Origin of the sequence: Sphingobium agrisoli (genome assembly GCF_041877245.1) — a bacterium.
Taxonomy (GTDB): Bacteria; Pseudomonadota; Alphaproteobacteria; order Sphingomonadales; family Sphingomonadaceae; genus Sphingobium.
Genome location: NZ_JBHDJI010000010.1, coordinates 56,509 through 80,234, shown reverse-complemented (window position 1 = coordinate 80,234; position 23,726 = coordinate 56,509). Strand labels below are relative to the sequence as shown.

Below are 23,726 nucleotides of genomic sequence, written 5' to 3'. Positions count from 1 at the left end.
TCGGCCGAAACGGAGTTTATGGCCCAGATGACCGCAACGCCCGCCTGGCCGCCGCAAAGCGCGCCGCGCCTGCATGTCGAAACGCAGTTGGGGGAGGGGGGGGTCGTGCCCGTGGACGGCAACCCGGCCCATTATCTCATCAGCGTCATGCGGGTGAAGCCCGACGACATCGTCCTGCTCTTCGACGGCCGGTCGGGTGAATGGGCGGCGCGCGCGCGCGACATCCGCAAGCGCGATCTCGTGCTGGAGTGCGTGTCTCAGACGAAGCCGCCGGAGGTCGTGCCCGATTTCTGGCTCTGCTGCGCCCCGATCAAAAAGGGCCGCATCGACCTGATCGCCGAAAAGGCATGCGAGCTGGGCGTCGCGCGGCTGCTACCCGTGCTCACCCGCCGCGCGGTGGTGGACAAGCTCAATTTCGACCGGCTCCACGCCCATCTGGTCGAGGCGGCGGAGCAATGCGGCCGCACTGCGCTCCCCGAACTTGCCGAGATGGTGAAGCTCGATTCGCTGCTGCGGGACTGGCCTGCCGGCCGCCACCTCTTTTTCGCCGACGAGACCGGCGGCGCGCCGCTGGAGCAGGCGCTGCGCGCCCATTCCGGCCCGGCCGCCTTCCTCGTGGGGCCGGAGGGCGGCTTCGACCCGGCCGAGCGGGACGCGATTCGCGCCGTGGGGCAAGCAGTCCCCGTCTCTCTGGGGCCGCGTATCCTGCGGGCCGAAACCGCAGCCATCGCCGCCACCTCAGCCTGGATGGCGATCAACGGAGACTGGAGTTAGTTGCAATTCGCCATGTTATTGCGTTCGTCCGGGGCGCAGCCTATCTGTGCGCCGCGTGTCCTGTTTGACGCGACTGGGGGAAGGACTAAGGGCGGGGCATGAGCACCAGAACCGACTCAGGGGGCAATGATCCCGTCATCGAAAGCCGCGACCAGCTGATCGCGGCCTTCGCCAAGGGAGAAAAGCCCAAGGACCGCTGGCGCATTGGCACCGAACATGAAAAGTTTGTCTATGCTCGCTCCGATCATCACGCCCCGTCCTATGAGGAGAAGGGCGGCATCCACACATTGCTGATCGGTCTGACCCGCTATGGCTGGCAGCCGGTGTTCGAGGGCGAGAATATCATCGCCTTGTCCGGCGCCGACGGCACGATCAGCCTGGAGCCGGCCGGCCAGCTCGAACTCAGCGGCGCGCCGCTCGAAAATCTCCACCAGACCTGCGCGGAAACCGGGCACCACCTGGAACAGGTCAAATATGTCGGCGACATGCTGGGCCTGGGCTTCCTTGGCCTTGGCATGTGGCCCGACAAAAGCCGCGAAGACCTGCCCATCATGCCCAAGGGCCGGTACGAGATCATGCTGCGGCACATGCCGCGCGTGGGGTCGATGGGGCTCGACATGATGCTGCGCACCTGCACCATCCAGACCAACCTCGATTATGGCAGCGAGGCGGACATGGCGCAGAAGTTCCGCGTCTCCCTCGCGCTTCAGCCGCTCGCAACCGCGCTGTTCGCCAACTCCCCTTTCACCGACGGCAAGCCCAACGGCTTCCTGTCCTACCGCAGCCATATCTGGTCGGACACCGATCCGCACCGCACCGGCATGCTGCCCTTCGTGTTCGAGGACGGTTTCGGCTACGAACGCTATGCCGACTATGCGCTCGATGTGCCGATGTATTTCGTGTACCGCGACGGCCGCTATATCGATGCTGCGGGCCTCAGCTTCCGCGATTTCCTCGACGGCCGTCTTTCGGTGCTGCCAGGCGAAAAGCCGACCGAAAAGGACTGGGAGGATCATCTGTCCACCGCCTTCCCCGAAGTGCGGATGAAGAGCTTCCTCGAAATGCGCGGCGCGGATGGCGGGCCGTGGAACCGCATCTGCGCGCTGCCGGCGCTGTGGGTCGGCCTGCTCTACGACAGCCAAGCGCTCGACGCCGCCTGGGATGTGGTCAAGGACTGGACCATGGAGGAGCGGCAAATCCTGCGCGACTCGGTGCCGAAACTCGGCCTCGACGCGCCGATCGGCGGTAACGCCAAGCTGCGCGACATCGCGCGCGAAGTCGTGGCGATCGCCCGGTCGGGGCTGGCCGCCCGCGCCCGCCTCAATGGCGCGGGCGACAATGAGACGGGCTATCTCGGCTTCCTCGAAGAGGTCGCGGCTACCGGCAAGACCAACGCCGAACGGCTGCTAAACCGCTATCATGGGGAATGGGCCGGCGACCTCAGCCGCATCTATGCGGAGGAGAGTTTCTAGCTACTCCGCCGGCTGCGCCAGGGGCGCGGCCGGTCGCCTGCCCGTAGCCCAGCGGAAGAAGCGGGGCACTGGCGCATTGCGCTCCATCCAGTCGCTATAGGTGCGATAGGCGAGATCGGCGGACAGATGCTGCTCCTCGGTTTTCGCGCGCCAATAATAGACCGCGTTGGTGAGGCCCAGCATCGCGCAATTGCGCACCATGTCGGTCATGGACCCGCTGACCGTCAGGAACGGCAGCGAAGAGAACCACCAGAAGAGATTCTTCGACAGATAGGCCGGGTGCCGGCTCCAGCGATAGGGGCCGTGGGTCAATATGCCGCGATGGGTGAGGTTGGAAAAGCGGATGCCGAACGCCACCGTCGCCCAGGCGTAGATGCCGGTCAGCAGCACCAGCCAGCCGCCCAATATCCATTGGAGCGTGGTCGACCCTTGCGTCCACACATCCCATTCCGCGCCGCCGGCATGATAGTCGAGCGGTCCGCCGCCGCCCATCAGCACGAAGGGCGGGTAGCAGATCAGCGCCGCGACCCAACCGCTCAGGAAAGGGTTGGCGGTGCGAATGTGCGAATCGAGCGGCTTGAAGGTCAGCATATAGCCGACCGTTGCGATGCAGACATCGACCATGAACATGATCGCCACAAGGAAGCCCGCCAGCGCCACCGGATTGGCGATCGCGTCGCTCCACCGCCACTCCACCACGCTGGCGAAATTGCCCGGCACGATCGAGACCATGAAGGCGAGGAAGAAGCCTTTCACCGCCCAGGCGCGGGCATGATGCCATACCTGTTCCATGGCGGGCGCGCCCGCCGCGCCGCCGATCACCCACTGGCCGAAATGATAGGAAGCGTCGCGCGGCTCGGCCAGCCGCCGGTCGATCCAGACGATATAGGGGATGGACGCCGCCAGCAACCAGGGCGCTGCCGCGATGAACAGGTCCATCGAAAAGCGGTAATTGCCGCTCCAGTACCAGCGGGCGATGCAATAGAAGATGGCGATGGCGAGCCAGGTCGCCCACAGCCCGGCGATCTTGACGAGGCTGATGTCGAGCGCCGCGCGCAGGGAGCGCTTGGGCGCGTGCCAGTCGATGCCGGTCGACGCGCGGCGATGCACCTTGTCCACCACCAGCGACCAGAGCACCATCGGCAGTCCGCAGGCCGCCACCGCCGCCAGCCCCGCATTGGGGCCGCTCATCCCGAAATGGCGGGCGACCAGTGTCCACACCGCCAACCCCGCCAGCCCGGCGATGCCGACGCCATGGCTGACGGCGGAGGGGGGACAGGGATCGGCCTTGTGCATGGCTGGCGGCTTAGCGGAAAATGGTAAGCAAGCGGTGAAGGGCGGTCTTCGGGGAAGGTCGCCCAGCCTGGGAGACGATATCATCGGGAGGTTTCCTGACCGGGCAGCAGGTCGCTCTTCCCAAAGATCGGTAGCGTGCGAAGCCGCCCCTTGCGCCGCTCCTGCATCCCTCCGATGCTGCGCGCAACGGCCGAATCGGCCTGCCCCTCTGACAATCGGAATCCCTGCCTTATGCGCGTCGCGATCGAAGCGATCCTCGACTATGATTTTGCCGAGCCCACCGATGTGCTGCTGGCGGTGGAGGCGGCCTCGCTGCCCGACCAGCAGGTTATTGCCCAGTCGCATATCATCGACAATGCCGGTCCGCTCACCAACAAGCGCGGCGGCAGCGGCGTCGGCCGCCGCACCTGGACCCGCACCGGCACGGGGCGAATGGTCAGCACCTATCGCGCGAGGGTGGAGGTCGACCGCGCGCCCGTTGACATCGCGGCGCTGCCGCGCAGCCCGCTGCCGAGCCTGCCGGAGGAGGTGCTGCCCTTCATCTGGCCCAGCCGCTATTGTGAAGCCGACCGTTTCGTCAGTTTCGTCTGTGGCCACTTCCCCGATCTGGACGGTGGCGCGCTGGTGAAGGCGCTGGTCGAGTGGGTTCACGCCAATCTCGTCTATGCGCCGGGCAGCTCGACGAACGTCACCACGGCCGCCGACACGTTCGTCGCCCAGCAGGGCGTGTGCCGCGACTATGCGCATTTGACCGCCGCGCTGATCCGGTCGCGCGATATCCCTGCGCGGCTGGTGTCGGTCTATGCACTCGATCTCGACCCGCCGGACTTCCATGCAGTGGTGGAGGTGTGGCTCGATGGCGCGTGGCACATCGTCGACGCGACCGGCCTTGCCCCTGTCGAAACGATGGTCCGAATCGCCGTCGGCCGCGACGCCACCGACATCGCCTTCATGACGATCTTCGGCGGCGCGACGATGAACGCGCAGGCGATCAATGTGACGCGGGCCTGACCCGCGCCGCTCAATAGTCCTTCGAATAGCGCAGGTTCGCCGACGATCCGGCGTTGGTGCCGGTGCGCGACAGCAGGCTGAGCGCCTTCGAAAGGGCGATCTCCAGCTGGGTGGCGGTGAAGCCCTTGGAGTCGGTGATGACCTCCACATAGATATTGTTGGAGATATGCTGCCCCACCGCGAGCGACGTGCCGCGCCCGGTCTTCTCGTCGCCGCCCACGATGCCGATCCGGTCGATACCCGACGCACCTTGCAGCTTGCCCATGGGGTTGAGGCCACCGCTGCCACCGCGCAGCCCGTTGAGCGCGGCGGCGAGCTGCACCGCCTGCACCGCCGAAAGATTCGCGACATTGTCGCCAAACAGGATGCGCGCCAATATCTCGTCCTGCGGCAAGGTGGGCGTGGAGATGAAGGCGATGTCGGGCTGCTGCGCGCTCCCGGTCACCTGGATGCCGGCGGTCACCGTGTCGATCCGGGTCTCCGCCTTGATCTGGAGCGTCGGGTTCATCATCGGTCCGTTGAAGTTGATGATGCCCTGTTCCAGGTCGAACTGGTGGCCTGAGAAGCTGTAGCGGCCGCGTATCACCTCGATCCGGCCGGTCACGCGCGGCGCGGCGGTGGTGCCGGTGACGCGCATGTTGGTCTTCCACTCGGAATCGAGACCCATGCCGGTCACGTAAATCTCGTTGTCGGCCCTTATCCGGATGTCGAGCTTCCAGTCGGCTGGACGCGCAGCCGCCTGCCGCTGGGCGGTGCGCGCCGCCAGCGGATCGCTATTGTCGCCCTTCCGCCGCACGCCGGTGAGCTGGCGGATTTCCGTGCCGCCCTGCCAGGCGACGCGGTAGCGGGTTTCGGGCAGCGACAGATCGCCCCGGATGAGGCCGCCGGCCTGCGCGCTGTTGGTGATGTTCATCGTGCCGCTGATGACGCTCGTGATCGCCTCGCTGCGGGCGAGGCGCGCGCGGTCGAGCTTGACGGCGATGTCCATGGGGAAGCCGCTATCCGCCGCCAGCCCGACGGTGCCCGACGCCTGCACCGTGCCGTCGCCTGCGCGACCGGAAAAGTCGCGAATGTCCAGCCGGTCGTTGGTGAAACGTCCATCCAGCCGCATCTGGGTCACCCGCGTGCCGAACGTCTCATTCTCGTAAGTAAGCGCATTGGCGCGCACCACGCCGTTGAGGCGTGGATCGGCGAGCCGCCCGCCGAAGTCTGCCGCAACCGCCAGGCCGCCCGTCAGCTGCTGGTCGGCGAGCCCGGCGAAGGAGAAGAGGACGTCGGCCGGTCCGGCATAGCGGATGCCGCCGCCTAGCGGCGCATTCTGCAACTGTTCGGCCCAGCTTGCGCCCGCGCCGGGCGGCACGAGCGTCGCCACGAAGCGGCCGAGCGTAGTGCCACCGCGCCGGATGAGGCCGCGCATGTCGCCGCCAGCCGACGACAGCTTGCCCTCGACGCTCATCGACACCGGATCGGACACGGCGGTCAGGCTGGAGCGGCGGAAATCGTTGATGGCAAGGCGGGTGGTCGCGGTGGGAAAGGCGCTGCCCGCTTGCGCATAGTCCAGCGTGCCGGTCGCGCGCCCGGTGATGCCCAGCCCCGGCGCGGCGATGTTGAGGATGCCGAGGTCGAAATCCTTGAACCGCGCCTGGAGCGCCGTCGTCCCGCCGAAGCGGCCCGCCAGATCGACCTTGCCCTGCGGCAGCACCAGCGTTGCAGGCTCCAGGCGGTATCCGCCCTGCTCGACGCGTATGATGGCGGGGCGACCCAGGCGGAAATCGATGTCGGCCGCCTTGCCTTGCAACGCGACGGCGTAGAGGTTCGGGCGCAAGGCGGCGTTGGCGGCGATCGAGAAGGGCACGCCGCTCGATCCGTCGGCGACCAGCTGCGCCCGTCCGCGTCCGCCCTGATAGTCGATCCGGCCGCGCGCCTTGCGCACGACATAGTCGCCATAGGCGGCGTTGGCGATCTGCGCGTCGGCGCGGATCTGCGGCTGGTCGGTCAGCACCATCGAGGCGGTGACGATCGCCCGGCCGATGACGACGTCGGCCTCGCCCGGCAGCTTCGCGTTGCTTGCGGTGGCGTTGAGGTCGACGCCCTGCGCCTTGCCCACGGCCGCCAGCCGCACCTGCCCGGTGATGCCGGAGCCGTTCATCGCCAGCTGCCCGGTGAAGGGGCCGGCGGGGCTCTGCTGGATACGGCCGTTCATATCGACGCCGGCAAAGCGCGCGCGGGTCACGTCGATCGTCAGCGGTCCCTGCGCCGTGCTGATCAGGACATTGGCGAAGAAGGGGCCGTAAGGCGACCCGCCCGTCGCTTCGAGCCGGTAGCCGCCCGCTTCGCCGTTGAGCTTCGCGACGACATCGTTGAGCTGCACGCCGACATTGGGCCGTGCCGCGCGCAGCACGGCTTGCGGGCGCTCCATAGTACCCCGCACCGTCAGCGCCAGCGGGCCATATTGCCGCGAGGATGCGGTCGCGTCGAAGGCAATCTGCCCGTTGGTGTCGTAGCTGCCCGATCCCGAATGGATGGTGAAATTGGGGGCGGCGCCCTTCAGGCCCGCAAGGGTGAACTTGCCCTCCGGCGTCATGCCTATGCGGCCGCTCGCCACTGCGTTGCCACCCAGGAAGTCGCGGACCGAGGCATTCTCCCACCGCGCGGTGCGGACCCCGAAGCGGCCGGCGAGGCCGAACCCGCCGCGCGGCCCAGGCACCAGCTCGACATCGGTGTTCAGGTTGACGATGCCGACGCCGTCGATCTTGTAGTCGTTGACACGTCCTTTCAGCGCCCCGCGATACAGAGCGTTGTCGAGGTCGGCGAGCACGATGGCGGTCGCGTCCACCCGGTCGCTGTCGATCTTGAGATTGTCGCTGATCAGTTTCCCGCTGGCGTAAGCGAAGTCGCCCTTCACCCGCAGATTATTGAGCAGGCCGCCCGCCGCCGCGTTGAGGCCGGTGACACGGGTCGCGGTCGCGTTCACCGGAATGCGGATGCGGTCGCTGTCGATCACCGCCCGGCCGCTGGCCTTCAGATTTTCGATGCCCGTCGCGTCGAACGCCAGATATTTGGCGGTGAGGTCATAGTCGATGAAGGGCGTCGCCATCGGCCCGTCGAGGATGACCGAGGCGCGCACGTCGCGCCCCTTCACCTTCTCCATGATCGCGCCGGGAGTCAGCAGGGCGGCGTTGATGCGGAGCGCGCTGAACCGGCTCGTGCCCAGATCCACCAACCCCTGCGCGTCCGCGGAAAGAGCGGGAGATCGCAACGTCCCTTTCAGGTTCACCCGCCGTTCGTTGAGGCCAGCGAGCAGATCGACGTCGAGTTGCGGCCCAGTCAGCCGGTCGACCGTGCCGGCCAGGACCAGACCCGGTCGCACCGGCCCCTTGACCGCGAAATTGCCATCGCGCGCCGCCAGCGCCAGGTTCGCCAGTTCACCCTTGGGCGAGCGCGCGATCAGCCGTCCATCCCACGCCTGCCAGGTGCCCCGGCCGTCCAGCGTCGCGGTGACGCCATCGGTCAGGCCCGACATGGCGGCGATCACGCCGCCTCTGGGCGCGGTCAGCGTGCCGCTCATGGCGAGGCGGTTCTGGGCAGGCACGGCGTCCAGCTTCGCCTCCAACCTGTCGCCGCTATCGACGATGGCGCTGGCGGAAAGCTGCGCGCGACCGTCGGCGATATGGGTGACGCCGTCGATCGCGATCTCGCGCTTCTGCCCGATCACAGGCCGCGCCAGCACGAAGCGGGCGATCTTCATCCGGTCGACGTCGATATCGAGGTCGGGCAGGATCGGCGCATTGGGATCGCTCTGCGTCACATTGAACTGCGGGCTGCGCGCCAGCACGATCAACGGGCTTTCAAGCAGGCTGACAGACAGGTGATTGTTGATGTAGCGGAACGGCTTCCACACGACATGGACCTGCGGCGAGACCGCGAACACGCCCTTGGGATCGCGCAGGACGAGGTCATGGATCACCATATCGCCATAGATCGACCCGTCGATCCGTCCCACCTCGATCTTCATGCCGGACTCCAGTTGGAGCGCGGCGATCTGGCCGATCAGGAAGCGCTTGCCTGGCTGCGTATTGAGCCCGAACAGCAGTCCGGCGACCAGCAGGAGCAAAGCGACGATCAGGCCGACGATGCCGATCGCGATCTTCTGCCACAGCGGGCGGCCTTCGCGGATGACCACGACGTCGGCGGGGGGAGGGGTATCGTTCTGCGCCATCAGAAAGCCTGCCCGATGCCGATATAGATGGCGAATTTGGATTCGCCCGGTTGCCGGTTGATCGGCATGGCGATGTCCGCGCGGAACGGCCCGAAATTGGTGTAGAAGCGCCCGCCGACGCCAACGCCATAGCGCATGTCGCTGAACCGGGGGATTTGGCTGTCATAGACTTGGCCGCCGTCCACGAATGCGACCACGCCATAATTGCCGAAGCGATAGCGCCCCTCGACCGCGAACTCGTTGACCGATCGGCCGCCTATGGGATCGTTGTTCACATCCTTCGGCCCCAGTTCCTGATAGCCGAAACCGCGCACCGATCCACCGCCGCCCGCATAGATGCGGCGGGACGGCGCGACATCGTCCAGATCGACCCCGCTGATCGTCCCCAGGCGCACCCGGCCGGCAATCACTAGGCTGTCCATCACCGGATAATAGCCCGAAAGGTCGAAGGTGGCGCGCAGATAGGGGGAGAATTTACCCTGAAGCGATCCTTCCGGTTCGGCGCGCAGATTGGCGCGGAAGCCCTTGGTGGGGTTCAGCAGGTCATTGGAGCGGTCATAGCCGATCTGCACCGGCAGCCCGGCGATGAAATAGGTCCGCCGCGTCTTGTCCCCGGTCGCGGGGTCCACCACCACCTGCTCGTTGGTGCCCAATATCTCGGCACCATAGCTGTAGGTCCAGCGCTTCTGGAAGATCGGCGTGGACTGGCGCGACCAGCCGATGTTCACGCCGGCGGTGAACGCCTCATAGGCGTCGTAATTCTGGTGATTGAGCGTGATTCCGGTCTGGAATGTCTTGTCGCGCTTGCCCGCGTTGGAGCGTCGGAAAGTCGCCGACGCGCCCTGTTCCTGCGTGCCCGCGATCGCGCCCAGGATCAGCGCGCCTTCGGGCGGGAACAGGTTGCGGTGGGTCCATGTGCCCTCCGCGCGGAAGCCCTGGCCAGTGCCATAGCCGCCTTCGGCCGCGAGCGTGCGCGCCGGCCCGGCTTCCTGCTCGACATGCAGATCCACATATTCCGTCCCGTCCGGTCCCGGTTCGTTGGTCCGCACCGGATCGACCGCGACGCTGGAGAAGAGGCCAGTCGCGACCAGCGCCTTGCGGAGATCGTCGACCTTGCGACTGTCATAGAGTTCACCGGGCTTGTAGCGCCGGATGACTTCCATATGGTCCGCGCCGAACGCCTGTTTCTCGCCGCTCGTGGTGATCTTGCGAAACGTGCCGCGCGGACCGACCTCGACCGGCAGTGTGTAGTCGCCCGTCACCGTGGCGGGATCGAGCAAGATGTCGCGCTGCCCGACCTTCGCGAACGGGTAGCCATTTTCGGGCAGCCGCACGCCGACATTGGCCTCGGCGCTCTCGACCGTGGCGGCCACGATATAGTCGCCCGTCTTGAGCGGCAGGCTGTCGCGGATCAAAGTCGGCGGCACTGTCGCGTCGGCGGTGATGACGATGGTGCCGATCTTGTAACGCTTGCCCGGCGTCACCGAGATGACCGCCGTCAGCTGTCCGTTACCGCTCTGATCGAGGCTGGCGAGCGCGGTCGCGTCATAATAGCCTTCGGAATAAAGCAGGCGCACCGCCAGCTTCTCGTCCTCGTCGGCGCGCTGCTGCACCATCGCTGCCGTGTCGGCCCGGCCCTTGCCGTCGATCAGCGCGGATTCGCCGCGGAACTCGTCCTCCAGCCCCGTCTTCCCGAATCCGTCGATCGTCGTGGCGTAGCGCACTTCGGGCGGCTTAGCATCGGGATCGTCGTTTGCCGCGACATTGGCGGGCACCGTCACGCTGTTAAGCGGCGGCAGCGGCTGAGCAAGCTCCCGCTCCTCCGCAGGCTCGATCGCTGGCGGCAGCGCGTTCGGCGCGGCCGGTTGCTGCGGCATCTGCTGGTCGATCCAGCTGTCGATCGAGGGCAGCGGCGCATTGGGATCGGCGCTCTCCACCTTGGGCAGCCGCGCCTCAAACTGGTCGTCGGGCAGGATCGGTTCTTCGGCGCCGGGTTCGAGTGCGGGCGGGGTGGCGGTCTGGGCGAGCAGCGGCAGCGGCGATGCACTCAACAGCAACAGGCCCACCATGCACCGGACATGATATGCCTGTGGTTCCGTCATCGCGCCGCGCAGCCCCTTTCGCGCCGCGCATATGTTATGGCCCGGCAAAGAAGCAATACGCCCAACGCGTTGCGAGGGTTCCACCTGCGACATGATTTGCCGCGCTTCCCACGCGACTCGTCGGGCGCTACAGCGGGGCAATGACCTTCGCGCTCAACATTTCCCGGTCGATCAGCGGACAGCCGTGGCGCTGGCGCGGCGGCGGCGCGGACGGGCGCAATCCCGCCTATCTGCCCGACGATCTGGTGACGCAGCTGCTGCTGGCCCGCGGCTGCGCGCGCGAGACGGTGGAGGCCCACCGCAACCCCACCATCCGCGCCTTCATGCCCGACCCCAGCCTGTTCCGCGACATGGACGCCGCCGCCGAACGGCTGGCCGACGCGGTGCAGGCGCAAGAGGATGTCCGCATCTTTGGCGATTATGACGTCGATGGTGCGACCAGCGCGGCGCTGCTGATCCGGCTGCTGCGCGACCTGGGCCTGCACGCAAAGCCCTATATCCCCGACCGGCTGATGGAAGGCTATGGCCCATCGGGCGAGGCGCTGGTGCGGCTGGCGGGGGAGGGCGCGACCCTGATCGTGACCGTCGATTGCGGCGCGCAGGCGTTCGACGCGCTCAGCATGGCGCGGGCGACGGGCGTCGATGTGGTCGTGGTCGATCATCATAAATGCGCCACCCAGTTGCCGGACGCCTTCGCGCTGGTGAACCCAAACCGGCTGGACGAGCATCCAGACGCTGCCTGCCACGGCCATCTGGCGGCGGTCGGCGTCGCCTTCCTGCTCGGCGCGGCGCTGGTGCGGACGCTGCGCGCGCGGGGCTGGTTCGCGCATCGGGCAGAGCCGGGGCTGATGGAATTGCTCGATATCGTCGCGCTCGGCACCGTGGCCGACGTGGCGCAATTGAAGGGCCTCAACCGCGCCTTCGTGGCGCAGGGGCTCAAGGTGATGGCCAAGCGCCGCAATATCGGCCTCGCCGCGCTGATCGACGCCGCGCGCCTCACCCGCGCGCCGCTCTGCCACGATCTGGGCTTCGCGCTCGGGCCGCGCATCAATGCGGGCGGGCGCGTCGGGCAGGCGGATCTGGGCGTGCGCCTTTTGACGACCGACGACCCGGTGGAGGCGGCGCGAATCGCGGCGCAACTGGATCACTATAATGAGGAGCGTCGAGCGATCGAGGCGACGGTGCAGGAACAGGCCGAGGCGCTGCTGGCGGCGCAGGGCAATCGCGCCGTCGCGGTCATCGCCGGGCCGGGCTGGCACCCCGGCGTCATCGGCATCGTCGCCGGGCGCATCAAGGACAAGGCGGGCCGGCCCGCGATCGTCATCGCGCTGGATGATGCGGGGGTGGGCAAGGGTTCGGGCCGTTCGGTCTCCGGCGTGGATCTGGGCGCGGCGGTGTTGGCGGCCAAGGACAGCGGGCTGCTGGTTGCGGGCGGCGGACACGCCATGGCGGCGGGGCTGACGGTCGCGGCGGACCGGATCGACGCGCTCGCCGATTACCTCGACGATCGCCTGTCCGTTTCGGTGGCGAAGGCGCGCGACGACCGCGCTCTGCTGATCGACGCGGTGCTTGCGCCCGCGGGGGTCAATCCCGATTTCGTCGCCGCGATCGAGCAGGGCGGCCCCTATGGCGCCGGCTGGCCCGCTCCGCTGATCGCCGCCGGGCCGATGCGGGTGGTGAAGGCCGATGTGGTGGGCAACGGCCATCTGCGCGCGATCATGAGCGGGGAGGATGGCCGGTCGATCAAGACCATCGCCTTCCGCCAGGCGGAAACCGACCTGGGGCAGGCGATATTGGGCGCGCCGCGCGACCGGCGCCTGTGGGTCGCGGGCAAGGCGAAGATCGACGATTGGGGCAGCCGCCCGGCCGCCGAACTGCACCTGGAGGACGCCGCCTGGGCCGACTGAGCCGGGGCGCGATTTTCTTGACGCCAAGGGCTTGACCCTGTGCCCGTCTCCCCGTAATTGCGCCCTCGCTTCAGCACGCTGCCCCATCGGCGGCGCGCGCAGTGGCCCCTTCGTCTAGCGGTTAGGACGCGGCCCTTTCACGGCTGAAACACGGGTTCGATTCCCGTAGGGGTCACCATATTTTCCAAGCATTTAGAATATGCTTGGCTGTATTCATCCCCTATCCGTGAAATGTACGTGGTCGGACGTCAGCGAGCACGTAGGATTGCCTAAAGAGGCGGCGCGAAAAACATCCCAAAGCCTGTATTCGCCCAATTGATGGTGTTGCTGGCATTAGCCTAAAAAATCGCACGCAGGGCCAGTCCGCCACCTCCCGCCCCTCCCCAGGCAGACAGATCAACGGTGCGCCCAGCCCGGTGTGTGAGCAGGAAGCCTGATGCCGATCCGATGGCTGCCCCCGCAGCGACGTCATACCAGTGATGCCGTTTCGCCTCGACCCGCGCCACGCCGACAAAGCTCGCCAGCGCGAAAGCGGGCAACCCGACCTTCCAGCCATAGCGGTTCTCCAGCGATGCGGCGGCGGCGAACGAGAAACTGGTATGCCCCGATGGGAAGCTGTGGTGATCCGTCCCGTCAGGGCGGCGCTCGTCGACCAGGGATTTGAGCGCGAACGCGCTCGCAGTGCCTACCGCCATGCTGAGCCCGGCCTGTTCGATACCGGCAACGTCGGACTTTGTCAGCGGGACACCGAGCGCGAGCGCGGCGACCGCCCCGGCGGCAACCGTGCTCGCCTGGTCCCACCGATGCAGCGATCGCGCCTTACAAGGCGAAGCCATGATCAGCGCCCCGGCCAGCGCTGCACCTGCAATAACCTTACCCATCGCTCTCTCCCCCAACCCCGGTGCAGGACGGCACCGGCGAGGGAGCACCCCAGTTGCGATCAGAAGTTTTTTTGTAGTCGCAGGGTCATCGTTCTGGGCTGCATCGGCGTACGCTGATCGATCAGGCGCACCGTGAAGGGGTTGCCAAAGCCGAAACTGTCTTCACGCTGGTCGAGAAAGTTGGTGAGCGTCAACCCTGCTTTCCAATCGCCCCGCGACAGTTCTGCGCCAATGTCGGCGACCCAGAAATTCCCCATCGGACGGTCGAGCGACGGATCGAAGCTGAGGCGAGCGGAGCCGGTGTAGCGGGCCGAAACGAACCCGCCGAAGGCCGCGTTGCCGACGGACCGCGTGTAGGAGAATTTGAGCCCGCCGGCAAAATCCGGGAGCACCGGAAGGCGATTGTCGTCGCCAAGCGCATTGGCCGCCGCCGACGGGCGATAGAGCCTGCCGTGCTGGACCGTGAGATTGCCCTCCAGCCGGAACGGATCGACGCGAACTATGGACGAAAGTTCGATACCGACATTGCGTGCCCGTCCGGCGTTGATGGTCCTTACAAGGCTGTCCAGACCCAGCGTGTCGCTCTGAACATTTTCCCAGCGAAGCCCGAACAGGCTGCCATCGAGCTGGATGTGGCCATCGGCCAGCGCCAATCGCCAGCCCAGTTCGAGGCTCTTGAGTTCGTCTGATCGGAAAGACCGGGCACTGGGTTCACCATCCGTATTGATGCCGCCCGGCCGCACCGCGCTCGCGTATCGGAGCCAGACCGTCCCGTGGTCGGCTTGGTGCCAGGACAGGGTCAGGCTGGGCGAGACCCCTTGGCTGCGCGAGTGTCGTTTGGTCTGGCCCTCCTGATCATTGTCGACCCGCGCGACATAAGCCCGCGCGCCCACCGCCACCGACCAGTTCCGCCCCAAAGGCTGGGTCATTTCGCCGAACAGCGCCGCCTCAAGGCTGTCATCATGCTGAGACAGCAGCCGAATTTGCGACGAATCCGGCGGCAAGAAGCTATCGCGCAGCGTGTTTTCAGCTTGGAGGACGGTCAGTCCCGCGACCCAGGGGCGAGCAGCCAGCGTATCGCTCAACCGTATCTCCTGCGTCGCAAGTCGAAGGAGACGCAATTCCTCGAAGCCCAAAGGCGCAGGCAGGCCAAGAGCGCGGGCGCGAGAGGTCGCATCGTAGATGCTGCTGAATTCATGGGTCACATAGGCGGTGGAAGAGGCGAGATCGAGCGTTCCCAGCTTGCCGCGCACCGCCGCCGTCGCGGCCAGAAAGTCATTGTCATGCGGTTCGGCGCGCGCGGTGTTTCTTGCCAGCCCGCGAAAGGCATATTGGCTGTCGCGGACGTTGAGCCATTGGGTGGTCAGACCAAAATCCGCCCGCCAGGCGTCATCGATCCTCCACCCCAGCATCGCGCGCGCGCCGGAGCGCCGGCTACGGTTCACATTCGACTTGCCACGCGCAGGATCGTCAATCCAGCCGCCGCCCTGATCGCCGTAGGCGGCAAGTCGGACGGCCAGTCGGTCGGGAATGAGGGGCGCATTGATCACCCCTTCGACCGCACCGCCGGGGCGGCCATGCGCCACTTGGCTGGCCTCGATCGCGGCCATGCCCGACCAATGCTGCACATCGGGCTTGTTGGGTATGATCCGCACGATGCCGCCAAGTGCGCCTGATCCATAGAGGGGGCCCTGCGGCCCGCGCAGCAACTCGATCCGGTCGATGTCCACGAGACGCAGATCCGGATCAGGGGTCGCGTAGCTGACCCGCGCGTCGTCGAGATAAAGGTTGACCGTGGATTGGGTCGAACCGTTGAACGCGCTGTCGGCCACCCCGCGCAGGAAGATACGATCGCGGCCTGGACCCAGGTTGGTGGTGAATGCCCCTTCGGCCGAGGCGAGCAGATCATGGACGCCGCGCGGGGCGATCATCCGGCCCGTCATGCCGGGCCGGATCACGCTGATCGCTATTGGCACCTCGCTCAAGCGCTCGTCGCGCTTGCGGCCGGTGACTATGATATCTGCAAACGCGGTGGCTACACGCGGACTGGCGGGGGGCGGCACAGGGATCGTCTGCCGGTCCAGCCGCCATAAGGTTGGGCCGGCGCGGACCGCACGCAATCCCGATCCCTTGAGCAAGCGCGCGAGCGCCGCCGCTGGCTCCATCCGGCCGTGAACACGCGGCGTGGGATGCGCGGGGATCGTACCGGCCATTCCGACCGAGATGCCGGTCTGGCGAGACAGATCGGCGAGCGCCGATTGAAGCGAACCGGCCGGGATATCGATGGTTCGCGGCTCCGCATGGGCGGCACAGTGAAACAGGCTAGCGAGCGCCGCTCCCGACCAGACGAACCGAAGCGCCTGCATCCACGGCCCTGACCGGAAGAAGAGCCTCGATCTGTTGAACAAGTCCGGCACCATCACTGATCGCAAGCACCCCCGACACCCGCAAATCGCCAATCGCGGGATCGACCATAACCGGGCGCCCCACATAGCGGGTGAGATCGTTTGCTACCAGCGATAGCGGCGTCGCCTGATAAACGAGCTGTCCATTGCGCCACGCGCCGACGCTGACGGCGTCAATGCGGCTGACCTTCGCTTCGCCAGTCCGGGGCGCCACGTCGATGCGTTGGCCGGCCTTAACCGGTGTGCCCGCGCCATCCTTCGGCGCCACCATCAGCTTGCCTTCGCTGACAGCGACGCCAAGCTGATGGGACGTCATCACGATATCGAACTTCGTCCCGATGTCGCGGACCTCATACCCTCCCGCGTGGACCAGGAAAGCCCGCGACGGGTCGTGGCGCACGTCGAAATAGGCCGCCCCGCCCTGCATTTCGACTCTAGGGGACACGCCATCGGCCAGGGCCAGGCGCGAGTTGCGGTCAAGCAGGATGTGGCTGCCGTCCTTGAGGTCGATCATCCGGGTCTGGGCGGGACCAGTGCTGTAGGCGACCATCGGCTCGGTGGCGACCGTCGCCATCCTTGGCGCAAACAAAATGGCGACCGCGGCCGCCGCCACGATGCCGCCGCCGATCCACCAGCGCCGTCGCGGACCGATGGAGGGCTGGTCTTCGTCCATGTCATTGGCGGGAAGGCTGGCGCTTATCATGTCGCGATGTGCGTCGATCTCGGCATCGATCAACGCCACGGAATCATAGGCGAGGCGATGGGCGGGATCGGCATCAAGCCAGGCTCCAAAGGCGTCCCAATCCATATCGGGCGAGTCGAGGCGTGCGTGCCATTCGGCCGCTTCCACGTCGATCGGTTCCTGATATTGCTCAGACTGGGTCATGCCGACCTCCAAAATTCCTGTCGGGGTTCCGGCAAAGAGACGCCGCCAGCCGCGCGCCACCCCAGTTGCTCTTCATTGTCATCATCATTCGAGCGCCGCTCGCAAATGACGCAGCGCCACCGCGATGTGCTTTTCGACCGCGCTTCGGCTGATTCCCAGTTCCGCCGCAACTTCGCTATGGCTGAGACCGTCGAGCTTGTGACGCCGAAACACTCGGCCAGCCCCGGGCGGCAGCGCCTCTATGGCCGTCGCAAGCCGCCGGGCCCGCTGCCGACCATCGGCGATGTCATGCGGCGAAGGGCTGTCGTCGGTCGCCTCGCCGCCGCGTCGTTCGATCGCCAAATCGGACCAGCCCTGCTCGCGCCTGGTCCGGCGCTGACGCTCGCGCACGCGGTCAAGCACGATATTCATGCCGACCCGATGCAGATAGGCCAGCGGGCTGACGACCGGCCCAGTATCGGCGTGGGAGACATGCAGCCAGATTTCCTGCACGACATCCTCTGCCTCAGCCAAGCTGCCTGTGCGGCTGGTGAAAAAGCGGACGAGCTGGGGTCGATTCGCCGTGAGCATGGCCGCCAACCCGCCGGCAGGGTTATTATCGTCTTCGACAGCGGACCTCCTGGTCTCCATTCCGGACTTCCCGTTCGCTGCGCCGAAGCGCATCGCCATATTGCCCGCCATCAGACAGGAAGTCGCGCGGAAAATGCCTGCGTCCGTCTCCGTCGTTCCATGCGCGGCGCTATCGGATTTCCGCGCACGCGACGCGCTCTCCTGCTCCGCCGATCGGTTGGGTCACGTAGTCGTCGGCGTTGGCGTGAATGACAAGAGCCGATCCGTCGGTGTCCAGCAGGTTCGCCCGCGCCGTTCCGGCCTGCAACGCCACGAAGGGCGAGAAGAATTCGGCCGTGCCTGTCCCATCGGATGCTGCGAAAAGATTGGGAAGATCGCCAAAGTCGTTGCCGGCCGGGTTCAGTAGGCCATGGACGGCGGGCGCCATCATGTGAACATGACTGCCGGCCGACTTGAACATCGCGTCCGAGCAATCGGCCTTTTCGTGGAAATGGACGGCGTGCCACCCCGGTTTCAGTCCATGGGCTTCGACCCGGACGATCACGCCTTTGGGCGCGTCCGTCAGCGTCACTTGTCCGCCGACGCCCTCAGCCGCCCCCTTCAGCGGATAGGTTGTGGCGATCGCGGCTGGCGCCGCTGCGGACAGAGCAAGGGACGACATCAGAAAGATGGACGGGTGATACATGTGCAATCTCCTTGGCGGGATTGGGGGGTGAGCCTGATGTGACCTGACGCCGCCGTTGCGAGGCGCCTCAGCCTGTTCAAAATTTACATATCCCGTCATCCTTCGAGCTGTGGTCGGCCTTTGTCGGCGGCGTCCTGACTTTCGATCGGCGGCAAGCCGTCGGACAGCTGGGAGATGCGGCTATGTTTCGTTTCGGCGCCATTGGGTCGAGCGGCCTCGTGCCAGCGGCAGCGGCCAGCCTCTGGCTGCTCGCGGCACCGGCCTTGGCTGGCGAGTTGGACGTCACGGCCGAGCATATCACGCCCGGATCGGGTTCGATCCATGTCGTACTCTATCGCGGCCCCACCGGATTTCGTCACGAGGATCGTGCCTTCCGGGTGCTCAAGGCGCCGGCGAATTCGGCAACGGCGTCGGTCCGGTTCCAGGCTCTCCCGCCCGGCGACTATGCGGTGATGGTCTATCATGATGCCAACGGCAACGATAAGCTGGACCTTCGGTTCGGCATGTTCCCGACCGAAGGATGGGGGCTGTCCAACAACCCGAAGGTGATGGGACCGCCCGGCTTCAAGGCTTCCAAGGTCGCCATGGATGACCAGAACAAGTCGATCATGATCGATTTGCATTACTGAACCGGCAGCCGGTCAACCTGCATAAGCGAGCGCGAACAGGCCGGTGACGCCGGGAGCGACGGCTTTCTCATCGATGGCGATGCGCGCGGGATCGAAGCCGCCATGGGCCAAAGCCGCTTTCAGCGCCCGGCCGTCGTAGAGCCGGTGCAAGCCCTCGCGCGTGAACGACCATCGCTGCATGCTTTCCCTGTCTGTGACATAAGCGACGAGACGTCCATCCGGCCTTAGCGCCTCGCGGATCGCCCGGATCATCGCGCCGTCCTGGCCGCAGAAATAGAGAATGTTGAGGGCGAGCGCGGCGTCGATGCTGCCGGGTGCACACGGCAGCGCCTCCAGCGTGGCCCGATGCACCGACACCGTCCCGCTCTTGCACCCACTTGCCAGTCGCGAGCGCGCGCGTCGGACCATCGTCGCCGACCGGTCGACGGCCATGATCCGGCAATCCGCCCGCCGCCGTATCGCTTCGCTCGCGGCGCCGGTGCCGCATCCGGCGTCGAGCAACATCTCGCCATCAAGGGGAGCCAGAAGATCGACGGCCATCCGCAGCGGCGCGCGGTTGGCCAGATCCATCGCCGCGCCGCACAGCGCGCCCGCGATCCCGCTAGGCGCGGCAAGCTGGCGCGCGAGCGTGGCGGCGAAACCCATCATCCGATTTTGCGCAGCAAGGCCTGCACTTCGCCACGCCGACCGGCATCCCAAACCGGTCTTGCCGGATCATGTGGCGCGCGCAGGGCCTTCGCGAGGGCGACCTTTGCGCCGGCCTTGTCGCCCTGATTATAAAGATAGTCGCCCCAGAAATAATTGGCGTCGAGGCCGTTGGGATCGAGCGCCAGGGCCTGCTGGAGCAGTTTCCGCGCACGGTCGTTGTCGCCGAAACCGATCGGCGAACCCGGCACCTTGTAATAGAGGACGCCAAGGCTCATCGCCGCCCCGCCATTGCCGGCCTGCGGATCGATGGCATAAGCGCGGGCGAGGATATCGCGCGCGCGCGTGGCGAGGCTCAGCTTGTGGAAAATGTTGGCGCGATTGGCCTGCTCGCTGACCACGATCCCCTGCCACATGAGCGGATCGGCCTGCCCGGGATAGCGGGCGACGGTGATGTCGGCGAGGCGCGCGAGCTTGTCCAGCGCGACCGTTTGATGGCTCGATCCGTTCATCTGGTAGGAAATGCGAGCCCAGTTGTCATTGATCGACTTCACGTCATCGGACATCCCGGCCTGTGCGGCGGCGGGAAGTGCCATGGCGACCATGGCGGCCAGCACGACATATGGTTTCATGATCTTCTCTCTCCTGTGCATGGTCAGCAGAATTCGGCCCGCGCGCGGCGGATTTGCGGCGCGATACCAGCGTCGATGAGGCGCGGCGCGATCGCGTTGATCATCGCGTAAAGCCGCTCCATCCGGCCTATGGTGACGGTCTCGCGCCGCTGCGCGATCGCCTCCACGATCCGCGCGGCGACCTTTTCCGGCTCGTCGGCCTTCATGTTGGCGATGTCGAGGAAGCGATTGACCTGGCTGTTGTTGAGCGGGGTCTTGGCGGCGCGCGGGCTGACATGGGTGACGGCGACGCCGCTGCCCGCCAGCTCGCGCCGGAGGCTCTGGCTCAATGCCGCCAGCCCGGCCTTGCTGCTCGAATACGCCGCGAACCAGGGATAGGGAATCGCGCCCAGCACCGAACCGATATTGACGATCTGCCCATGGCCACGCGCCCGCATCGGCGCGGCGACCGCCTGGGCCAGGACCGCCGGGACATAGAGGTTCACACGATAGCAGAGCGCGAGCGCGTCGCTCGGCTGATCCTCATGCAGGCCAAAGCGCATGACCCCGGCGAGGTTCACGAGAATGTCAGGGGTATCGCTCCCCAGCCTTCCAGCGAGCGAAGCAAGCGCCGCGTCTTCGGATAAGTCCGTGACGATACTCTCGTCACACCCCGCACAGCAGACCCGGTCGATCCCCAGGACATGAGCGCCTCGTTCCCGGAGCAACAATGTCAGGGGGATTCCCAACCCGCCTGCCGCGCCGGTCACGGCGATCCGTTTGCCGTCAAGCCGCTGCACGATCATCCTCCATCGGGATGCCGGCGAACAGGCCGCCGAACAGTTCGAACATATCGTTCGCCATCGCGACGATGGCGTCCTGGTCTCCTGCATCGGTCAGGCGGTTCATGAGCGCCTCGAAGAAACGCATATGATCCTGGTCGAGCGCGCCGTGCGAGGTCAGATAGGTGAATGCCGTGCGCGGCAGGCCAAGGCTCTCACGCACCGCGTCAGCGCCGTCGCTCGCCAGCGCGATGCTGGTTCCTTCCAATACGAACACCATGCCGAAGAAGGCTGCCGGATTGCCGTCCCGCAGCGTGGCATAGGCATGGTCGACCATCCGCGCGGTCGCGGCCGACGGGCCGTCCCGCACGACCGCGTCGGGATCGCCTCCCGCCGCGCGGATGTCATTGAGGATCCATTGTTCATGGCCTTCCTCCTCCGCGATATATTCGTCGAGCGCGTCGACCAGCATGGGCTTTGCCAGAAGGCCCGATCGCGCCAGCCGCATCAGCGGCACGGTATGGCGGACATGGTGATAGGCCTGTGCGAGATAGGCGAGATAGGTGGTCCGGCTGATACGGCCGGCAAGGCCCGCCTGAAGCTGAGGCACCGACAGCAGCCGTGCGCGAGCCGGCGCGGTTTCGGCACACAGCCGATCGAAGAAGGGACGAGCCGCCAGCCGGTCGAGGATCGCCGCCCGGCGCAACCGGCCGTTGGGGGTCAGCGTGGCATCGGCCGGGGTGAAGGGATGGCTGGGCTGCCACCGACCTATCCGGGCATAGGCCGGGAGACGGGCATTGGCGGCCGCCACGCCCGCCGCGATGTCGGCATCGCGCGACGACGGCACGATCAGCGCGCGTAATGCGCTCTCGCCATCGCCATGGACCATCGCCTGCGCGATCTCCGGCTGGGCCACCAGTTGCTCCTCGACCCATTCGGGCGCCACGTTGCGCCCGAAGCTGGTGATGATGAGGCTCGATTTGCGCCCGATGATCGAGAGGCGGCCCTGTGCGTCTACCATGCCGATGTCTCCGGTCAGGATTGGACCGTCCACGCGAGGATTGCCGATCGTCCCTAGATGGAAATGCCCGTCAATGACGATCTCGCCGTCGGGCGCCAGCGTGACGGTGGCATGATCCAGCGGATGGCCGACGCTGCCACGGTCACGTTCACCCAGCGACTCCAGCGAAACCACCGAGCCGCACTCGGTCAGCCCATAGCCTTGCACCACGGGGAGTCCGACACGATCGGCGCGCTCGATCAGCGACAGGGGCACCCGCGATCCGCCAACGGCGACAAGACGAATCTTGTCGAGCCGGGCTCCGGTACGCTCGAGCCTATCGACGATGCGCGCCAGATATTCGGGCACGAGGATCAGGCTGGTCGCACGGCTGGCGTCGATCGCCGCCACCAGCCGCGCGTCATCGACCGCGAAGGGATTGGCGAGTCCGATCGCAGCCGCCGGTCTAACGAGATAGCGCCCGCCGGCGAGGAGGGTCGCATACAGTCCGGCGACATTCTCCAGCAACACGGCCAGCGGCAGGATGGGAAAATGCACATCGGCCAGTCCCTCGCCGAGGCGTGCGATGATCGCCCGCGCAGTGTCCAGCATCAGGCGGTCATCCAGGCAGATGCCCTTCGGGTCGCCGGTCGAACCTGACGTGTAGCTGATCTTGACGGTCCCTGCCGGAATGGCCGCGGCCGGGTGGTTGAACAGCACTATGCCCCTGCCCGTAATCGACCCGGCCGCCCCCGCGTCAGCGAGCACCCTTGACCGCTGTTCCGGCGTGAAGAAGGCGGGCATCGGGATGCTCGGCCGGCCAAGCGACAGCAGCGCCAGATCGGCGAGCACCCAGTCGATGCCATTGTCGAGCTCTATGGCGACCGGCCCAGATCCGGCAATTCGGTCGCGAATATACCCTGCCAGCGTCTCGACGGCACTTTGCAGTTCCCGATAGGCGAGCTGGCGTGATCCGTCATCCAGCGCCACGCGGTCACCCGCTCGATCGGCTCTGGCATAGATCGCCTGGAGAAGCCCGCTCATCCGCGATATCCAGGTGCAAAGGCTTGCAGGGCGGCCGAACCCGCTGCGATGTTGCCGGCGCAGACCAGCGGCTCGGCGTCGTAATAGCGGCCCCAGTCGTCACACGCCGCCCCGCGCAGAAGAGCGGGGTCGGCCTTGGCCAGTTCGACAAATGGCAATCCGACGCGCCTGAACATCTTTCGCAACGGCAAGGTGAGCGTGGCAACGGCGACGCTGTGCCCTTCCGACAGGCTGAGGGCCGCCTTGCCCCACAGTTTGAGCATCGCCGGGGTCGGCGTCGCAGCCAGGCATCCGATTTCCACGATCGCGCTGCGCGCCACAGGGTTGCCAAAGGCTTGGGAGACCGCCGCCTCTATCGGAACGTCGAGATAGGTTTCCAGAAATAGCGTTTCGTCCGCCGCGCGACGGATCGCCAGCGCCGCCAGTGGCTGCGCCGCTGGGGCATGGACGACGTGCCAATGCCCATAATCCATGCAGGGCCTGGCCCCATGCTGCGCCGCATATCGATCCGCCACGAAGGCCAGGACAGCTTCACTCATCGCCACGCTCACTTTGTTTCATCCAAGCGACGGCGCCGCATGGCAAGCACCACAGTTGCCTCAAAAATTATTTGCGCACGCGGAAGCGTTGCCCTTGCAGCGGGCGGAACATCGACAATGAACATGGACCCGCAGGCGCACGGAGGAGCCGTATCGACGACGGGACCATTGCCATTCTTTTCAGACCCTCGGCGCCGGTGTCGCGAACTGCCCCGTGCAACCCGCAGCTACGCCGCTAGGGAATATGACCGACGCGGCCGAATGCCAG

18 protein-coding genes and 1 tRNA gene are annotated in these 23,726 nt (G+C 66.3%); 6 read left to right on the top strand and 13 right to left on the bottom strand.

Going from position 1 to position 23,726, the window contains the following annotated elements:
* Positions 1 to 27 precede the first annotated feature (27 nt).
* A complete protein-coding gene (locus tag ACETPF_RS15870) occupies positions 28 to 774 on the top strand; it encodes a 16S rRNA (uracil(1498)-N(3))-methyltransferase (protein WP_373935522.1) in 747 nt (248 codons plus the stop codon).
* Between the two features lie 98 nt (positions 775 to 872).
* A complete protein-coding gene (locus ACETPF_RS15865; RefSeq protein WP_373935521.1) occupies positions 873 to 2,246 on the top strand; it encodes a glutamate--cysteine ligase in 1,374 nt (457 codons plus the stop codon).
* Here ACETPF_RS15865 and ACETPF_RS15860 read toward each other — a convergent pair whose 3' ends face one another.
* Entirely contained in the window at positions 2,247 to 3,542 is a 1,296-nt protein-coding gene (locus tag ACETPF_RS15860; RefSeq protein WP_373935520.1) for a methyltransferase family protein, read from the bottom strand.
* 231 nt (positions 3,543 to 3,773) lie between these two features.
* Between ACETPF_RS15860 and ACETPF_RS15855 the strand changes: the two genes are divergently transcribed.
* The gene (locus tag ACETPF_RS15855) at positions 3,774 to 4,553 is read left to right on the top strand and encodes a transglutaminase-like domain-containing protein (protein WP_373935519.1); all 780 of its coding nucleotides are present in this window, start codon (positions 3,774 to 3,776) and stop codon (positions 4,551 to 4,553) included.
* A gap of 10 nt (positions 4,554 to 4,563) precedes the next feature.
* Here the strand turns inward: ACETPF_RS15855 and ACETPF_RS15850 are convergent, their stop codons facing one another.
* Together ACETPF_RS15850 and ACETPF_RS15845 are read right to left on the bottom strand one after the other, a co-directional pair.
* Positions 4,564 to 8,772, bottom strand: a complete 4,209-nt coding sequence (locus ACETPF_RS15850) for a translocation/assembly module TamB domain-containing protein (RefSeq protein WP_373935518.1) — start codon at positions 8,770 to 8,772, stop codon at positions 4,564 to 4,566.
* Positions 8,772 to 10,874: an autotransporter assembly complex protein TamA gene (locus tag ACETPF_RS15845; RefSeq protein ID WP_373935517.1), complete on the bottom strand. Its 2,103-nt coding sequence runs from the start codon at positions 10,872 to 10,874 to the stop codon at positions 8,772 to 8,774. Before ACETPF_RS15845 ends, ACETPF_RS15850 begins: the two co-directional genes overlap by 1 nt.
* A gap of 140 nt (positions 10,875 to 11,014) precedes the next feature.
* Between ACETPF_RS15845 and recJ the strand changes: the two genes are divergently transcribed.
* A complete protein-coding gene (recJ, locus tag ACETPF_RS15840; RefSeq protein WP_373935516.1) occupies positions 11,015 to 12,781 on the top strand; it encodes a single-stranded-DNA-specific exonuclease RecJ in 1,767 nt (588 codons plus the stop codon).
* 103 nt (positions 12,782 to 12,884) lie between these two features.
* Positions 12,885 to 12,959: transfer RNA gene (locus ACETPF_RS15835), tRNA-Glu, on the top strand.
* Between the two features lie 160 nt (positions 12,960 to 13,119).
* Here ACETPF_RS15835 and ACETPF_RS15830 read toward each other — a convergent pair.
* From ACETPF_RS15830 to ACETPF_RS15810, 5 genes are all read right to left on the bottom strand, one after another.
* Positions 13,120 to 13,662 (bottom strand): phosphatase PAP2 family protein, encoded by a 543-nt coding sequence (locus ACETPF_RS15830; protein WP_373935515.1) that lies wholly within the window; start codon positions 13,660 to 13,662, stop codon positions 13,120 to 13,122.
* A gap of 59 nt (positions 13,663 to 13,721) precedes the next feature.
* The gene (locus ACETPF_RS15825) at positions 13,722 to 16,028 is read right to left on the bottom strand and encodes a TonB-dependent receptor (RefSeq protein ID WP_373935514.1); all 2,307 of its coding nucleotides are present in this window, start codon (positions 16,026 to 16,028) and stop codon (positions 13,722 to 13,724) included.
* Positions 15,985 to 16,953, bottom strand: coding sequence for a FecR family protein (locus tag ACETPF_RS15820; protein WP_373935513.1), 969 nt, complete (start codon positions 16,951 to 16,953; stop codon positions 15,985 to 15,987). The genes ACETPF_RS15825 and ACETPF_RS15820 overlap by 44 nt, the downstream gene beginning before the upstream one ends.
* A gap of 84 nt (positions 16,954 to 17,037) precedes the next feature.
* Entirely contained in the window at positions 17,038 to 17,622 is a 585-nt protein-coding gene (locus ACETPF_RS15815) for an RNA polymerase sigma factor (RefSeq protein WP_373935512.1), read from the bottom strand.
* A gap of 70 nt (positions 17,623 to 17,692) precedes the next feature.
* Positions 17,693 to 18,208 carry a superoxide dismutase family protein gene (locus tag ACETPF_RS15810; RefSeq protein ID WP_373935511.1) on the bottom strand — a complete coding sequence of 172 codons (516 nt, stop codon included), beginning with the start codon at positions 18,206 to 18,208 and terminating at the stop codon, positions 17,693 to 17,695.
* Between the two features lie 182 nt (positions 18,209 to 18,390).
* Here ACETPF_RS15810 and ACETPF_RS15805 point away from each other — a divergent pair, with 182 nt between their 5' ends.
* Entirely contained in the window at positions 18,391 to 18,837 is a 447-nt protein-coding gene (locus ACETPF_RS15805; protein WP_373935510.1) for a DUF2141 domain-containing protein, read from the top strand.
* 12 nt (positions 18,838 to 18,849) lie between these two features.
* Here the strand turns inward: ACETPF_RS15805 and ACETPF_RS15800 are convergent, their stop codons facing one another.
* Genes ACETPF_RS15800 through ACETPF_RS15780 form a run of 5 tightly spaced genes read right to left on the bottom strand, consistent with a single transcriptional unit; the run spans position 18,850 to position 23,458 of the window.
* Positions 18,850 to 19,482 (bottom strand): class I SAM-dependent methyltransferase, encoded by a 633-nt coding sequence (locus ACETPF_RS15800; RefSeq protein WP_373935509.1) that lies wholly within the window; start codon positions 19,480 to 19,482, stop codon positions 18,850 to 18,852.
* Positions 19,482 to 20,114 carry a tetratricopeptide repeat protein gene (locus ACETPF_RS15795; protein WP_373935508.1) on the bottom strand — a complete coding sequence of 211 codons (633 nt, stop codon included), beginning with the start codon at positions 20,112 to 20,114 and terminating at the stop codon, positions 19,482 to 19,484. The genes ACETPF_RS15800 and ACETPF_RS15795 overlap by 1 nt, the downstream gene beginning before the upstream one ends.
* Positions 20,115 to 20,137: 23 nt before the next feature.
* A complete protein-coding gene (locus ACETPF_RS15790; protein ID WP_373935507.1) occupies positions 20,138 to 20,899 on the bottom strand; it encodes an SDR family NAD(P)-dependent oxidoreductase in 762 nt (253 codons plus the stop codon).
* Positions 20,880 to 22,919: an AMP-binding protein gene (locus ACETPF_RS15785; protein ID WP_373935506.1), complete on the bottom strand. Its 2,040-nt coding sequence runs from the start codon at positions 22,917 to 22,919 to the stop codon at positions 20,880 to 20,882. Before ACETPF_RS15785 ends, ACETPF_RS15790 begins: the two co-directional genes overlap by 20 nt.
* A complete protein-coding gene (locus tag ACETPF_RS15780) occupies positions 22,916 to 23,458 on the bottom strand; it encodes a thermostable hemolysin (RefSeq protein WP_373935505.1) in 543 nt (180 codons plus the stop codon). The genes ACETPF_RS15785 and ACETPF_RS15780 overlap by 4 nt, the downstream gene beginning before the upstream one ends.
* Positions 23,459 to 23,726: the final 268 nt, after the last annotated feature.